We start from the raw sequence: 14,869 nt of genomic DNA, 5'->3' as shown, positions 1-14,869 counted from the left end.
ATGGAAATCAGACGTCTGATTTCCATTGAAATCGCGGCCCACCGCCCCTTCGGGGGATGCGTCGGCGTGTTGGGTTGCCGTGCTCGACCAGCGGTGACCGGTCTTCGCGGCCGCTTTAGCGCACTAGTGCGAACGATTATCAGTTCGAACTGGCACGATGGACGGGTGACCGAGATCGCCGATCCGCCGCGCGTGCGGCGGCCCCTGATCACCTCCCTGGAGGTGCTCTGCGTCCTGATGGTGCTCGCCGCGGTGTTCCAGTCGCAGGTGACCGCGCTGCTGGACGTACCCGCGCTGCGCACCGGATCGACGGTGTTCGTCGCGGTCTGCGTGCAGGCCATGCCGTTCCTGGTGCTCGGCGTGCTGGTCAGCGGGCTGATCGCGGCGTTCGTCCCACCGGACGCGCTGCGCCGCGTGCTGCCCGCCAAGCCCGGTGCGGCGGTGCCGGTCGCCGGTATCGCGGGCGTCGCGCTGCCGGGGTGCGAGTGCGCTTCGGTGCCGGTCGCGCGCCGCTTGATGCAGCAGGGCGTCGCGCCCGCAGCGGCGCTGGCGTTCCTGCTGGCCGCGCCGGCGATCAACCCGATCGTCCTGGTCTCCACCGCGGTCGCGTTCCCCGGTGAACCCCTGATGGTGCTGGCCAGGTTCCTCGGCTCGCTGCTGACGGCCTGCGCGATGGGCTGGCTCTGGGCGCGGCTGGGCAAGGCGGAGTGGCTGGCCGAGCGCGCGCTGCGTCGGGTCGAAGCGCGGCCCGGCGGCAGCCGCTGGGTGGTGTTCGCCGAGTCCGCGCGGCACGACCTGGTCGAGGCCGGGGGCTTCCTGGTGCTGGGCGGCCTGACGTCGGCGGTGTTCAACGTCCTGGTGCCGTCCGAGTGGCTGGATTCGCTGGCCGGTCAACTCCTGCTCGGCGTGCTGGTCATGGCCGTGCTCGCGGTGGTGCTGGCGCTGTGCAGCGAGGCCGATGCGTTCGTGGTGGCGTCGATGCCCGGCCTGCCGCTGATCCCGAAGCTGGTGTTCCTGGTGGTGGGGCCCGCGGTGGACCTGAAGCTGATCGCGCTGCAGTCGGGAGCCTTCGGCCGCGGCTTCGCCGCGCGCTTCGCCCCGGTGACGTTCGTGGTCGCGATCGCCTGCGCCGTCGGCGTCGGCGCCGTGCTGCTGGGAGGTTCGTGATGCGCCGGGAGACCCAGAACCTGCTGTTGCTGCTGCTCGGCGGCGCGCTGCTGAAGATCGCGCTGGGCGGCAGCTACCTGCGCTACGTCAAGCCCTCGCTGTTCCCGTGGCTGCTGGTGTCGGGCGTGGTCATGATCGGGCTCGCGGCCTTCGCCATCGTCCGCGACATCCGGGCCGGAGGCCCCGGGCACCACGAGCACGACTCGCGCAGCCCGTGGCTGTTGCTGCTGCCGGTGTTCGCGATCTTCCTGGTGGCCCCGCCCGCGCTGGGCTCGGACTCGGTCACCCGGGACCGCGCGGCGGCGCCGCAGGCCCCGGCGGAACCGCTGTTCCCGGAGCTGCCGCCGGAGCAGGCCCCGCTGCTGAGCGCCTCGGAGTTCATCACCCGGGTGATCTGGGACGACAGCGGCTCGCTCAACGGCCGGACGATCCGCCTGCAGGGCTTCGTGGTGCACCCGACGCCGGAGACCACGCAGCTCGCGCGCATGCGCATCAACTGCTGCGCCGCCGACGCGGCACCGGTGAAGATCGACCTGGCCGGGGCGCCGCAGGCGGCGGAGCTCCCGGCGGACACCTGGATCGAAGTGGCGGTCCGCCTGCGCCCGGGCACGGCCACCGAGGCCAACGACTACGTCCCCGCGGTGGACGTGCTCACGCTCCGCACCATCCCGGCCCCGCTGGACACCTACGAGTACTGACCGAGGTCAGCCCGCGCAGTCGGGGCAGGTGCCGATGATCTCCACGGTGTGGCTGACATCGGTGAAGCCGTGCTCCTGGCCGATGCGCTCCGCCCAGTTCTCCACCGGCGGGTCGGACACCTCCACGGTCCGGCCGCAGTGCCTGCACACCAGGTGATGGTGGTGGTGGCTGGAGCACCGCCGGTACACCGATTCGCCCGACGGGTTGCGCAGCACGTCGACCTCGCCCGCGTCGGCCAGGGTCTGCAGGGTCCGGTAGACCGTGGTCAGCCCGATCCCCTCGCCCTGCCGCCGCAGCTCCTCGTGCAGCTCTTGCGCCGAGCGGAAGTCGTCGACCTGGTCGAGCAGGTTCGACACCGCCGCTCGCTGCTTGGTGGCCCGCAGTCCCGGTACCCCGACCGCAGGGCCCTCACCGGTGGTCACGCTGTCTCCGTCTCCTGTCCGCCGTCGGATTCGGTGGAGCGCACCGCCGCCGGTCCGCGCGACCGGGCTCCGGAGGTCTCCTCCGCGTGCGTGGCGGCGTCCACCACGATGTGCGCCAAGTGCTCGTCGACGAGCCGGTAGACGACCTCCCGGCCGTGCCGCTCGCCGTGCACGACCCCGGCCGACTTCAGCACCCGCAGGTGCTGGCTGATCAGCGGCTGGGCGACGCCGAGGGCGTCGACCAGCTCGTGCACGCAGCGCTCGGAGGTCCGCAGCTGCAGGACGATGGCGATCCGCACCGGGGCGGCCAGCGCCCGCAGCAGCTCACCGGCCTCCACCAGGACCTGCTGGTCCCACAGCGGCGCCGGGTGCGCGTCCCGGTCCGGGGAGTGCACGTGGTCCTCGGGGCGCTCCAGACCGGGCCCCGCAGTCGGCTGGGCCGGCTCGGCATCCGGGCTGATCGCGGGCATCGGTTCCTCTCCGAGATGTCTGGGTGCGGGGCCGTCGAGCCGCGCCGTCGCGCGGTGACGCTCCACGCACCCATCCTACGGGTAACACACTTACGGTCGATCGCATCGACACCACGGCCCGGGCGCACGCTCACCGCGCCGCGATCGGTACGCTGGGAAACTCCAGCCCGACCAGCTGGTTCGACTCATCCAGCGAATGATTTCCGGAGTTAACGTGCCCGCCGACCAGATCGACACGATCGTCAATCTCTGCAAGCGCCGTGGTTTCGTCTTCCCGTCCGGCGAGATCTACGGCGGTACCCGGTCGGCCTGGGACTACGGTCCGCTGGGTGTCGAGCTCAAGGACAACATCAAGCACCAGTGGTGGAAGTTCATGGTGCAGGGCCGCGACGACGTCGTGGGCCTGGACTCCTCGGTGATCCTGCCGCGCCCGGTCTGGGAGGCCTCGGGGCACGTCACCGCGTTCCACGACCCGCTGGTGGAGTGCACGTCCTGCCACCACCGCTTCCGCGCCGACCAGCTCGCCGAGGAGTACTCCGAGCGCACCGGCAAGGAGACCGCCGAGGACGACCTGTCCGACGTGCCGTGCCCGAACTGCGGCACCCGCGGCCAGTTCACCGCGCCGCGCGAGTTCAACATGATGCTCAAGACCTTCCTGGGGCCGGTCGAGAGCGAGGAGGGGATGCACTACCTGCGCCCCGAGACCGCGCAGGGCATCTTCGTCAACTTCGCCAACGTGATGACCACGGCGCGCAAGAAGCCGCCGTTCGGCATCGGCCAGATCGGCAAGTCGTTCCGCAACGAGATCACGCCGGGCAACTTCATCTTCCGGACCCGCGAGTTCGAGCAGATGGAGATGGAGTTCTTCGTCGAGCCGGGCGAGGACGAGCAGTGGCACCAGTACTGGATCGACCAGCGCATGTCCTGGTACACCGACCTGGGCATCAGCAGCGACAACCTGCGGGAGTACGAGCACCCGAAGGACAAGCTGTCGCACTACTCCAAGCGCACCGTCGACATCGAGTACCGGTTCCGCTTCGGCGGCCAGGAGTGGGGTGAGCTCGAAGGCATCGCCAACCGCACCGACTTCGACCTGACCACCCACTCCAACCACTCCGGGGTGGACCTGTCCTACTTCGACCAGGCCAGCAACTCCCGCTACCGGCCGTACGTGATCGAGCCCGCGGCGGGCGTGGGCCGTCCGATGATGGCGTTCCTGATCGACGCCTACCACGAGGACGAGGCGCCCAACGCCAAGGGCGGCGTGGACAAGCGCGTGGTGCTGAAGCTGGACCGCAGGCTGGCGCCGGTGAAGGTCGCGGTGCTGCCGCTGTCCCGCAACGCCGAGCTGTCGCCGAAGGCCCGCGACATCGCCGCGCAGCTGCGCCGCAACTGGAACGTCGACTTCGACGACGCCGGTGCGATCGGCCGCCGCTACCGCCGCCAGGACGAGATCGGTACCCCGTTCTGCGTGACGGTCGACTTCGACACGCTGTCCGACCACGCGGTCACGGTTCGCGAGCGCGACACCATGAGCCAGGAGCGGGTGGCGATGGACAAGCTCGAGGAGTACCTGGCAGTCCGCCTGCTCGGCTGCTGAGACCGTTCCAGTTCATCCGGCGGGATCCCCGCCGGACGGAGATGGCGAGCGGTGCCCGGGTCGGCCGCCGACCCGGGCACCGGCCCCGAAGTTCTGCGAGGTTTGCCCGCGTGAGTCACCACCGCGCCGCCCACCGGTCCAGCTCGGGGCGCACCCTGAGCCGGGTCCTGGTCGGCACGCTGCTGGTGGCGCTGCTGGTGGGCGGCGGCACCGCGTTCCGGGTGTGGCAGGTGGCGCGGTTCGACGACCGGCGGCCGGTGGACATCGTCGTCGTGCTCGGCGCCGCCCAGTACCACGGCAAGCCCTCCGACGTGCTGGAGGCGCGGCTCAACCAGGCGCTGAAGCTGTACCGGGCCGGGCTGACGGAGTACGTCGTGACCGTCGGCGGCAGGCAGACCGGCGATGCCTACACCGAGGCCCAGGCGGGCAAGAAGTGGCTGAGCGAGAACGGGGTGCCCGCCGATCACATCGTCGAGGTCGACGTCGGCGAGGACACCCTGGGCAGCGTGCAGGCCGTGGCCGACCTGGCCGCGGACCGCGGCTGGGACAGCGCGCTGATCGTGAGCGACCCGTGGCACTCGCTGCGGGCGCGGACGATGGCCAACGACCTCGGGCTGGAGGCGTGGGCCTCGCCCGCCCGCTCCGGCCCGGCCGTGCAGACCCGCGAGTTCCAGTTCCGCTACATCGTCCGGGAGACCGGCGCGCTGCTGTACTACCGGCTGACGCACGCCCCGGCCGAGCTCAACGGCGACGGCCTGGGCTGAGGGCCTGTCCGACGAACTCGTTCTACGTGGCGGCGCGAGCTGCGAGGGCGGCCTAAGCGGCTGCGCCGCTTCAAGGACAAGAGGCCGAGGCAAGTTCTGACGCCACCCGGTGGGGCGGCCGCGAAACGCCTCCGGCCTGCGGCGATTCGTCGGGTTCCGGCCGTAGTCTGAACCGCGATGGACACCACGCCCGGCTACCGCGCACACGATCTGCAACGGCTGCTGCCCGAATCCCCGAAGCTCGCCCTGCCCGAGGGAGCGCGCTCGGACGACCGCACACCGTTCGCCCGCGACCGCGCGCGCGTGCTGCACTCGGCGGCGCTGCGCAGGCTGGCGGGCAAGACGCAGGTGGTCGGCCCGGAAGAGGGCGACGTGCCGCGCACCCGGTTGACGCACTCGCTGGAGGTCGCGCAGATCGGGCGGGGCATCGCCGCGGCGCTGGGCGCCGATCCGGACCTGGTCGACACGGCGGGGCTCGCGCACGACATCGGCCACCCGCCCTTCGGCCACAACGGCGAGCGCGCCCTCAACGACCTGGCCGGGGCCTGCGGCGGTTTCGAGGGCAACGCGCAGACGCTGCGGATCCTCACCCGGCTGGAACCGAAGCTGGCCGAATCCGGTGACGTCGGCCGCGGGCTGAACCTGACCCGGGCGTGCCTGGACGCGGCGACCAAGTACCCGTGGCCGAAGCGGCCCGGCGAGGCCAAGTTCGGCGTGTACCCGGACGACGCGGCGGTCTTCGACTGGCTCCGGCAGGACGCCCCGGCGCAGCGCCGCTGCCTGGAGGCCCAGGTGATGGACTGGGCCGACGACGTGGCGTACTCGGTGCACGACGTCGAGGACGGGGTGCTGTCCGGCCGGATCTCGCTGCGCTCACTGACCAGCGGTGACGAGCGCGCGGAGATCGTCCGGATGGCCGCGAAGTACTTCAGCGGTCCCGGCGACGCCTCGGGGCTGCTGGACCACGCCGCGGCGGAGCTGGTGCGCTGGCCGGTGGTGGCGGCGGTGCTGGACTACGACGGCACCTTCACCGCACAGGTGGCGCTCAAGCGGCTCACCAGCGAGCTGGTGGGCCGGTTCGTGGCCGCCGCGGTGACCGGCACGGTGCAGCGGTTCGGGCCAGGACCGCTCACCCGGTACCGCGCCGACCTGGTAGTTCCCGAGCCGGTGGTGGCCGAGGTCGCGGTGCTCAAGGCGGTGGCGCTGCGGTACGTGATGAGCGATCCGCAGCGGTTGCGGATGCAGGAGCGGCAGCGATCGATGCTGGCGGAGCTGGTGGAGGCCCTGGCCGAGGGCGCCCCGGAGTCGCTGGACCCGGCGATGGCGGCGGCGTGGCGGCGCGCCGGGGACGATGCCGCGCGGTTGCGTGTGGTGCTGGACCAGGTGGCCTCGCTGACCGACGCGCAGGCGTTGCGATGGCATCGAAAGCATGTACGGAATGTGCCCGAATCCGTGTGACGTTCATCCGAAAGGGGTGAGTTGATCTGGGTTTCTCCTTGACGCTTACGCAGAGTGTCCGCTGGCGGGTCCCGACCGCCGGTGGTGCCCGACCCCCGAACACGCCAGCGGCCCGACCCCGAAATCACCGGGTCGCGAGGAGACCCCGATGCGCAACCGGCACTACATCCAGAAGCTCGTCGTCGGCGGCGAGCCCTACGTCAACACGGACAACCTGGCCGACTGGGTCAACGACCTGCACTGGCAGGACCCGGCGGCCCAGCGCGCGGCCAGCTACATCGCCCAGGAACTCCGCCTGATGGGCCTGTCCGACATCGAAGAATCACTCCGCTGACCTCTGCGTTTCCCGGGTCGTTTTGCGTGGCGGTGCGGGTAGCGGAACCTCAGAGGCCGCCTGGACTGCGGGATCCCGTTCTTATGTATGTCCGATACACGGCGAACGGGCTGTCCTCGCCAGGCGACCTCTGAGAACCCGCGGCGGTGCAAGTGGCGTGGGTGGGTTATCCGCCTGCGGCGCATGCGACACCTTTCCGAGCTGTAACCGGGCGCGTGTCGCGGCTGCGGTCGCGAACCACGGTTCGCGTGGAAGCCGACGATTCGTCTGCGAGGGCGGCCGGGAGGGCCGGTCGGCTGGCAGACTCGGGATCAGCCCGGAGCCAGCCGACGCGGAACGGAGTCCAGCGGCCGTGAGCGAACACCTCGACTTCAGCCTGTCCCTGCACCGGAAGCTCGCCCCGCAGCCGGACGAGCAGTTCTGCTGGTCGCCGTACTCGGTGTCCAGCGCGCTCGGCCTGGCCGCCGCCGCGACCGGCGGCCGGACCAGGGAAGAGCTGGTCACCGCCCTGCGCGCGGACCCGACCGCACTCCTCGACGTGCTCGGCGGCGCGGCCGAGCTGACCGCGGGCGGTGCTGCCGAACCACCGGTGCTGGCGGTGGCGAACACGCTGTGGGCGCACGAGGACCTGCACATCGAGGACTCCTACGTGCGCGCGCTCAAGGACTGGCCCGGCAGCGACGTGCGCAACGCGCCGTTCCGCACCGACCCGGAGAAGTCCCGCCAGCTGATCAACACCGACGTCGCGGAAACCACCCGGGAGCTGATCCCGGAGCTGCTGCCCGCCGGCTCGGTGCGCTCGGACACGGTTGCCGCGCTGGTCAACGCGCTCTACCTGAAGGTCTCGTGGCGCGAGGCGTTCGACGAGCACGCCACCACCGCACGTCCCTTCCACGCCCCGGCGGGCACCCGCGAGGTGCCGACGATGCACGTCACGAGGCGTTTCGGCTACGCAGCGGCGGATGGCTGGCAAGCGGTCAGCCTGCCCGCCGCCGGGGGAGTGGAGGCCGTGGTCCTGCTCCCGGACGAAGGCCTCGACCGGGCCGAGCCGGACCTCGACGCGGCCCGCCTGAGCGGACTCCTGGACGCGGTCAAGCAGCAGCGCGTGGAGCTGTTCCTGCCGAAGTTCGACGTCACCGGTGATGCCGAGCTGACCCAGCCGCTCGGCGCCCTCGGCGTCCACGACCTGTTCACCAAGGCTGCGGACTTCTCACCGCTGACCGACCGGGCGCTGCGGGTCTCCGCGGTGCTGCACCAGTCGGTGCTGGAGGTGGACGAGAAGGGCCTGGAGGGCGCGGCGGCGACGGCGGTGATGATGCGTCTGACGGCGATCGTCCAGGAGCCCGAACCGATCCGGGTCGAGGTGGACCGGCCCTTCCTGTTCCTGGTCCGCCACCAGGCCACCGGAGCCCTCTACTTCCTCGCCCGGATCACCGACCCGAGCTGACAGCCCGTGAGCACTTCGGGGTGCCAGAACGCCCCGAAGCGCTCACGGTCACCACGGGATCCGGGTGAGCTTGTCCGGGTTGACCACGTCGAAGATCTCCGCGGGCCGACCGTCGCGGATCGCCAGGGTGAACACGCGCGGCGCGACTTCGGGGGAACCGGGCAGCAGGACGCCGAGGTCGCCGTTGACCATCACCAGGCGGGTGTTCTCCAGCAGCTTGTCGTCGTACTTCTGCATGAGCCCCACGGCGAACCGGGCCACCTTGTCGATGCCCACGACCGGGCGCCGGGCGGTGCGCGCCTTGCCGCCGCTGTCGCCGAGGACCACGACCGCCGGGTGCAGCGTGCGGGCGACCGCGTCGACGTCCTTCGACGCCAGCGCGGCGAGGAACTCCTCCACCACGCGCTGCTGCTCGGGCAGCGGCACCCGCTGCGGCGGGTCGGCGTCGGCCATCGCGCGCCGCGCCCGCGAGGCGTACTGCCGGGCCGCGACGACGCTGCAACCGAGCACCTCGGCGATCTCGGCGAACGGCACCTCGAAGCCGTCGTGCAGCACGAAGGCCAGCCGCTGGTCCGGCGGCAGCTCGTGCAGCACGCGCAACGCGGCCATCCGCAGGTCGTCCTGACCGGCCACGATGTCGCCCGGGTCGTCGTCGAGCGAGGTCACCAGCGGCTCCGGCAGCCACGGGCCGACGTACTGCTCGCGCTGCACCGCCGCCGAGCGCATCCGGTCCAGGCACAGCCTGCTGACCACCGTGGTCAGCCACGCGCCCAGGTCGCGGATGTCGTCGCGGTCGACCGTCGCCAGCCGCAGCCAGGCGTCCTGCACCGCGTCCTCGGCGTCGGCGATCCGGCCGGTGAGCCGGTAGCCGAGACCGATCAGCCGGTTCCGGTGCTGGTCGAATTCCGCGGCGAGCTCGGTGCTGGTGACGGTCACGTCGATGATTCTGCCGCAGCGGCAGCGCGAACAGAGCGAAGTGTGGCGCGCCAGCCTCCAGGAGCGGACACCTGGACGGTGCCGATCGCAATGCCCCTAGACTGGGCCGCGTGGCAGGCAGGATCCGGGAGAGCGACATCGCCGAAGTGCGCGATCGCATCCGGATCGACGACGTCGTAGGCGAATACGTCGCCCTGCGCAGCGCCGGGGGCGGCGCGCAGAAGGGCCTGTGCCCGTTCCACGACGAGAAGACGCCGTCGTTCAACGTGCGCCCCAGCCACGGCACCTTCCACTGCTTCGGCTGCGGCGAGGGCGGCGACGTCATCGCCTTCCTGATGAAGATCGAGCACCTCGGCTTCGTGGAGTCGGTCGAGCGGCTGGCCGATCAGGCGGGCATCCAGCTGCAGTACGAGGGCGGCGCACCGGGGCCGAAGCGCGACCGCGGCACGCGGGCGCGGATGGTCGAGGCGCACCGCATCGCCGCCGAGTTCTACGCCGAGCAGTTGCGATCGCCGGAAGCCCTGAAGGCCCGCGAATACCTGGCGGAGCGCGGTTTCGACGAGGCGGCGGCCCAGCGCTTCGGCTGCGGGTTCGCGCCCGCGGGCTGGGACAAGCTGACGAAGATCCTGCTGCAGAAGGGCTTCGAGCTCGACGAGCTGATCAAGTGCGGGCTGTCCAAGGAGGGCCGCCGCGGCCCGATCGACCGGTTCCACCGGCGGCTGCTGTGGCCGTTGAAGGATCTCGGCGGTGACGTGGTCGGTTTCGGCGCGCGCAGGCTCTTCGACGACGACCCGATCCAGGCCAAGTACGTCAACACCTCGGCGACGCCGATCTTCAACAAGTCGCAGGTGCTGTTCGGCATCGACCTGGCCAAGCGGGAGATCGCCAAGCGCCGCCAGGCGGTGGTGGTCGAGGGCTACACCGACGTGATGGCGATGCACCTCGCCGGGGTGCCGACGGCGGTGGCCTCCTGCGGCACGGCCTTCGGCGACGAGCACATCGCGGTGCTGCGCAGGCTGATGCTCGACGACGACGTGTTCCGCGGCGAGGTGATCTTCACCTTCGACGGCGACGAGGCGGGGAAGAAGGCCGCGCTCAAGGCGTTCGAGGGCGAGCAGCAGTTCACCTCCCAGACGTTCGTGGCGATCACGCCGGACGGGATGGATCCGTGCGAGCTGCGCGAGGCCAAGGGCGACGCGGCGGTGCGCGATCTGGTGGCCCGGCGCCGGCCGCTGTTCGAGTTCGCCATCCGCAGCCTGCTCAACGAGCACGACCTGACCACCGTCGAGGGCCGGGTCGCCGCGCTGAAGCGGACGATTCCGCTGGTCCAGCAGATCAAGGACCAGAGCAGCAAGGAGAACTACGCGGTCCAGCTGGCCGGCTGGTCGGGCTGGCACAGCGAGAACGACGTCGTGCGCCGGGTCAAGGGCGGCAGTGGACGACAGGCTCGGCCGGTGCGCAAGCAGGCCCCGAAGAACCAGGTCGCGCTGGGCATCGACGTCGACCTGCCGCGCAGGCCGCCGCGCAACGATCCCCGTCTGCTGGTGGAGCGCGAGGCGCTGAAGGCGGCGCTGCAGCTGCCCGCGCTGGCCGGGCCGACGTACGACGCGCTGCCGGAAGATGCTTTCACCGAGCGCGCTTACGCCGAGCTGCACCGCGCGATCCTGCTGGCCGGAGGCACGGCGTCCGGGCTGGACGGCGCTTCCCTGGTGGGCGCGGTGGCGCAGCAGTGCGGCAACGAGGTCGTCGCCCGGCTGCTCACCGAGCTCGTCGCGGAGCCGCTGGACGTGCAGAGCGATGACGGCCCGCGCTACGTCGCGGACTTGATCACGCGCATGCAGGAGCGCCTGGTCAGCAGGCAGATCGCGGACATCAAGTCGAACGTCCAGCGGATCTCGCCGGTGGAGGACGCCGAGGAGTACAACGCGCTGTTCGGCGACCTGATCGCGCTGGAGGGCTACCGCAAGGCCCTGCTGGACAAGATCATGGGGACGATGTGATCACCTGGCTGCGCCGGCTGGGCGCCCGGTTGAGCGGCACGGCCGAGCTGCCGGCCGACTTCGCCGGAGAGCTCGCGCCGGAGGAGCACGTCCTGGCGGTGGCCCGGACGTCGGACGGTGCGCTGGTCGCCACGCACCTCGGCCTCTGGCTGCCGGAGGGACGCCGCATCGGCTGGCACCTGCTGAGCAAGGCGACCTGGAAGAACGGCGCGCTCACGCTGGTCGAGGCCGAGGAAACCGGCGACGCGGGTGGAGCGGTGCTGCTGCGCGACCAGCCGGACCGCCGCCTGCAGCTGACCGAACCCAGGCGCCTGCCGGACGTCGTGCACGAACGCGTGAACAAGTCGATCCGCTCCCGCCACCACCGCGACCTGCCCGGCGGGGGAGCGTGGTTCGTGCAGCGCAAAGTCCCCGGCCAGGACGGGATCGTGCTCCAGGTGCGGCCGGACCGGGGCGCGGACGAAGCAGCGGTCGCGGAGTTCGCCGCCACCGTCGCCGAGCAGCTGAACCGCGCGAAAGAGCGCTGATCCCTCGACAGCCGAGCACCTCCAGGAATACAGTACGAGCGTACTGCTAGGGAGGTTCGGCATGTGGGACCCGCAGAAGTACCTGACGTTCAGCGAACAGCGAGACCGCCCGGCCCACGACCTGCTGGCCCGGGTCGGAACCGAGCGAGCGCGCCGAGTGGTCGACCTCGGCTGCGGCGCGGGCAACCTGACATCGCTGCTCACCGACCGCTGGCCGGATGCCGAGGTCGAGGCCACCGACTCGTCCCCGGAGATGGTCGAAGCCGCGCGAGCCCGCGGAGTCCCCGCCCGCCTGGAGGACGTCCGGAACTGGAAACCGCTGCCGGACACCGATGTCGTGCTGTGCAACGCGGTCCTGCAATGGGTCCCCGAGCACGTGGACCTGCTGCGCCGCTGGCTGCCCGAACTGCCGTCGGGCGCCTGGTTCGCCTTCCAGGTCCCGGGCAACTTCGAATCGCCGTCCTACGTGGCGATCCGCGAACTGCTCGCCGAACCGCGCTGGCGAGACCGAGCGGGCGTCCTGCGAACCGACTCGGTGCTCACACCGGTGGGCTACGCCGACGCCCTAGCGGACCTCGGCGTCACCGTGGACGCTTGGGAGACGACCTACGTCCACGCCCTGCAAGGCCCCGACCCGGTCCTGGAATGGGTGACGGGAACGGCGCTCCGCCCGGTCCGCGACGCTCTGGGCGACGAGGAGTGGGAGCAATTCCGCGCCGAGCTGGCGCTCCGCCTCGCAGCGGCCTACCCGCAGCGCCCCGATGGGGTGACATGGTTCCCGTTCCGCCGCGTCTTCGCGGTGGCCCACCGCCTCTGACCTGCGAAGACACGCCGACGATCGATAAGAGGGGGGTCCCGTGAAACCCCCGCGCAGGATGCGCTAAAGTAGTCCCTGTCAGCGAGACGAGCTGACGAAACAAAAGAACATTCCTCCGTAGCTCAATTGGCAGAGCATTCGACTGTTAATCGAAGGGTTACTGGTTCGAGTCCAGTCGGAGGAGCAACACCCCAGGTCAACGGCCTGGGGTTTGTGTTTTTTCGGGCTCCGTGGAGATCAACTGCACGGAAACTGCACGTTTTCACTGCGGGTCTCGCCTTCGTTCTCGTCGGGATCGTGTCCGGTGTGGACACGAGCTGTGGGTCAATCACCGCCCTCTTCGTGCTGGATGATCCCTTCCAGGGCGGCTGCGGTGGCCTGGTTGGCGGCGCGCTTCCGGCGGTAGTGCTCTTCGACGACCCTGGGCGTGTTGCCGAGCTGGTCGGCGATCGCTGTCGTCGGGAGATCGGCTTCGTCGAGCACGGTCGCCACGGTCTTGCGCCAGACGTGGGAGGTCACCCACCCGTACCCGCATTCGTCGAGGGCTTCCCGGATGCGGTGGATGACGTTCGAGGGGTCGGCCCACTCGTCGTTCCAGGCCGGGAAGATCGGTCCGCCGGGGCGCGCTGCCAGCTTGCGCCGCCGCCACATCGGCACCGACCACTGCGGCACCATCAGCAGCAGTCCCGTGCCGTTGCTCTTCCGATACGGCAGGCGCAGCAGGCCGACTCCCGTCTCTCGCACCAGGTGGTGCCCGATCAACACGGTCGGCGCGGTGGGATCCACTTCGGTGTCGTCGAGCGCCAGCAGTTCGCCCACCCGGACGCCGGTGGCGAGCATCCCGTCCATGAAGTCCGGTAAGTCGGCCCAGACCTGTGCCCGCCGGCCCAGGCTGCGGCCCTTCGCGTCGGTTCGCTTCTTGCGCCCGAGCTCGACGAGCTTGGCGCGGAGGTCCATGCGCTGTTCGAGCGTCAGCGCCTTGACTTCCTTCTTGCCGTCCCGCTCCAGCCTTTCCGTGGATTTCACGGGATTGGCATCCATCGCCCCGTACCGCACGGCGTAGCTGCAGATCAGCGACAACGCGGCCCGCAGGCTTCTCGCCGTGTCGAAGGACTTGTCCCGGCCCTTCTGGATCAGCTGGTTGCATCCCCATGCGCGCACCTCGCGCGCCTGCAGTTCGCCCAGCGCGGGCTTGATCCAGTTCTTGACGTAGCCCCGGTACAACCGCGGTGTGCTGGGAGACTTCCCGGCCAGCTTGTACGAGCGCTCCAGCTCATCCATGCACTTGTCGCAGATCACGCCGAACCGGGTGTCCGGGGTGATCTCGCCGGAGGTGGCCTCGCTGGCCAGCGCCGTCAGCTGTGTCTTGAGGTTGTTGGTCGCCTTCGTCTTGGTGGCGCCGCGCTTGCGCACCTGCTTCGAGCGGCCGTCGGCCATGCGGAACCGGGCGTGCGCTTCCCACACGCCTGCGGAGATCTGCTTGGTGTGGATCTCGCCCCAGGTGCCTACCGGGGTGGGTGGTCTACCCACGTGGCACCGCCGCGAGCTCGATGTCCAGGCTCAGACACAGATCGAGGACGCCGGGCACCTGAACACTTCCGTGGCACCTGGTGGTCGGGTCAGGGCTTGGCGGCGGCGCCGGAGGTTCGAAACTCGGCGGCGTCGTGGGCGGTGCTGGGGGCGTGGTGGTCGGCGCTGCGGGTTCGGCTGTTGCCGTTGGCTCGGTCCACATCGGCACGACGTCGCGCTCAGCGAGCACAAGCACGCCGGTGGCCGGTGTCGTGGTCACGCTCGTCTCCTGTCTGCTTGGGGTTGGGGTGGGCGCCGGTGGTGTGGTGTCGGCGGGTGGGGGAGTGCTGGGCACGACTGCAGGCGCGGTCGCCGGCGGTAGCGCCAGATCCGGTTGTGGCCTGGTCCGATCGGGGTTGCCCGAGATGATTGCGGCGATGATCGCGCCAACTGCGGCGATCAGTCCGGCAGCGGCGACGTACTCGCCGCGGGAGCGGGACATCGTCCAAGCGAGCGTCGTGAGCGCGGAGATGACGACGGCGAGGCCCCAGCGCTTCGCAGCCCGAGTGCGCGCCGCCCCGGGCGAAGGCTCGCCGGTTGGTTCATGTTCGCCGCGGAGCTCAGCTTGCTTCGCTTTTGCCCAAGCGAGCCAGGTTTCAGCCTTCGTGAGCTCCGGTTGTTCGTGTTGTTCCTCCGATGCGGACATGCAGGCCTTCGTG

At 70.5% G+C, this 14,869-nt stretch carries 15 protein-coding genes and 1 tRNA gene; 11 read left to right on the top strand and 5 right to left on the bottom strand.

The window, feature by feature from the left end; genetic code table 11:
• The first annotated feature begins 165 nt into the window (after positions 1-165).
• Entirely contained in the window at positions 166-1,167 is a 1,002-nt protein-coding gene (locus ATL45_RS05000; RefSeq protein ID WP_246025171.1) for a permease, read from the top strand.
• Entirely contained in the window at positions 1,167-1,865 is a 699-nt protein-coding gene (locus ATL45_RS04995) for a TIGR03943 family putative permease subunit (protein WP_093152117.1), read from the top strand. The genes ATL45_RS05000 and ATL45_RS04995 overlap by 1 nt, the downstream gene beginning before the upstream one ends.
• A gap of 6 nt (positions 1,866-1,871) precedes the next feature.
• Here the strand turns inward: ATL45_RS04995 and ATL45_RS04990 are convergent, their stop codons facing one another.
• Together ATL45_RS04990 and ATL45_RS04985 are read right to left on the bottom strand one after the other, a co-directional pair.
• On the bottom strand, positions 1,872-2,288 hold the full coding sequence (locus ATL45_RS04990) for a Fur family transcriptional regulator (protein ID WP_093152114.1): 417 nt from the start codon (positions 2,286-2,288) through the stop codon (positions 1,872-1,874).
• Positions 2,285-2,758, bottom strand: a complete 474-nt coding sequence (locus ATL45_RS04985) for an ArsR/SmtB family transcription factor (protein ID WP_093152112.1) — start codon at positions 2,756-2,758, stop codon at positions 2,285-2,287. Before ATL45_RS04985 ends, ATL45_RS04990 begins: the two co-directional genes overlap by 4 nt.
• 214 nt (positions 2,759-2,972) lie before the next feature.
• On the opposite strand from ATL45_RS04985, the gene ATL45_RS04980 reads away from it, so the two are divergent.
• The 5 genes from ATL45_RS04980 (at position 2,973) to ATL45_RS04960 (ending at position 8,361) form a co-directional block, all read left to right on the top strand.
• Complete coding sequence (locus tag ATL45_RS04980) at positions 2,973-4,358, top strand: glycine--tRNA ligase (RefSeq protein WP_093152109.1); 1,386 nt, start codon at positions 2,973-2,975, stop codon at positions 4,356-4,358.
• Between the two features lie 110 nt (positions 4,359-4,468).
• A complete protein-coding gene (locus tag ATL45_RS04975) occupies positions 4,469-5,122 on the top strand; it encodes a YdcF family protein (RefSeq protein ID WP_246025170.1) in 654 nt (217 codons plus the stop codon).
• Between the two features lie 177 nt (positions 5,123-5,299).
• Positions 5,300-6,580 carry a deoxyguanosinetriphosphate triphosphohydrolase gene (locus tag ATL45_RS04970; RefSeq protein WP_093152104.1) on the top strand — a complete coding sequence of 427 codons (1,281 nt, stop codon included), beginning with the start codon at positions 5,300-5,302 and terminating at the stop codon, positions 6,578-6,580.
• Positions 6,581-6,728: 148 nt separating this feature from the next.
• Positions 6,729-6,914, top strand: coding sequence for a hypothetical protein (locus tag ATL45_RS04965; RefSeq protein ID WP_093152102.1), 186 nt, complete (start codon positions 6,729-6,731; stop codon positions 6,912-6,914).
• Between the two features lie 352 nt (positions 6,915-7,266).
• Positions 7,267-8,361, top strand: a complete 1,095-nt coding sequence (locus ATL45_RS04960) for a serpin family protein (protein ID WP_093152099.1) — start codon at positions 7,267-7,269, stop codon at positions 8,359-8,361.
• Positions 8,362-8,409: 48 nt separating this feature from the next.
• On the opposite strand, the gene ATL45_RS04955 is transcribed toward ATL45_RS04960, so the two are convergent.
• Positions 8,410-9,303: a sigma-70 family RNA polymerase sigma factor gene (locus tag ATL45_RS04955; protein ID WP_093152097.1), complete on the bottom strand. Its 894-nt coding sequence runs from the start codon at positions 9,301-9,303 to the stop codon at positions 8,410-8,412.
• Between the two features lie 104 nt (positions 9,304-9,407).
• On the opposite strand from ATL45_RS04955, the gene dnaG reads away from it, so the two are divergent.
• The 4 genes from dnaG (at position 9,408) to ATL45_RS04935 (ending at position 12,825) form a co-directional block, all read left to right on the top strand.
• Positions 9,408-11,297: a DNA primase gene (dnaG, locus tag ATL45_RS04950; RefSeq protein ID WP_093152094.1), complete on the top strand. Its 1,890-nt coding sequence runs from the start codon at positions 9,408-9,410 to the stop codon at positions 11,295-11,297.
• Positions 11,294-11,824, top strand: a complete 531-nt coding sequence (locus ATL45_RS04945; RefSeq protein ID WP_093152090.1) for a hypothetical protein — start codon at positions 11,294-11,296, stop codon at positions 11,822-11,824. The genes dnaG and ATL45_RS04945 overlap by 4 nt, the downstream gene beginning before the upstream one ends.
• A gap of 61 nt (positions 11,825-11,885) precedes the next feature.
• On the top strand, positions 11,886-12,641 hold the full coding sequence (locus ATL45_RS04940; RefSeq protein ID WP_093152087.1) for a trans-aconitate 2-methyltransferase: 756 nt from the start codon (positions 11,886-11,888) through the stop codon (positions 12,639-12,641).
• Positions 12,642-12,752: 111 nt separating this feature from the next.
• A tRNA-Asn gene (locus ATL45_RS04935) sits at positions 12,753-12,825 on the top strand.
• A gap of 140 nt (positions 12,826-12,965) precedes the next feature.
• On the opposite strand, the gene ATL45_RS04930 is transcribed toward ATL45_RS04935, so the two are convergent.
• The gene (locus tag ATL45_RS04930; RefSeq protein ID WP_143121626.1) at positions 12,966-14,171 is read right to left on the bottom strand and encodes a tyrosine-type recombinase/integrase; all 1,206 of its coding nucleotides are present in this window, start codon (positions 14,169-14,171) and stop codon (positions 12,966-12,968) included.
• Positions 14,164-14,856, bottom strand: a complete 693-nt coding sequence (locus ATL45_RS38285) for a hypothetical protein (RefSeq protein WP_143121625.1) — start codon at positions 14,854-14,856, stop codon at positions 14,164-14,166. The genes ATL45_RS04930 and ATL45_RS38285 overlap by 8 nt, the downstream gene beginning before the upstream one ends.
• Positions 14,857-14,869 lie beyond the last annotated feature (13 nt).

Source organism: Saccharopolyspora antimicrobica, assembly GCF_003635025.1.
GTDB lineage: Bacteria > Actinomycetota > Actinomycetes > Mycobacteriales > Pseudonocardiaceae > Saccharopolyspora > Saccharopolyspora antimicrobica.
The sequence above is the reverse complement of the archived record's forward strand: the minus strand, read 5'-3'. Positions and strand labels throughout refer to the sequence as shown.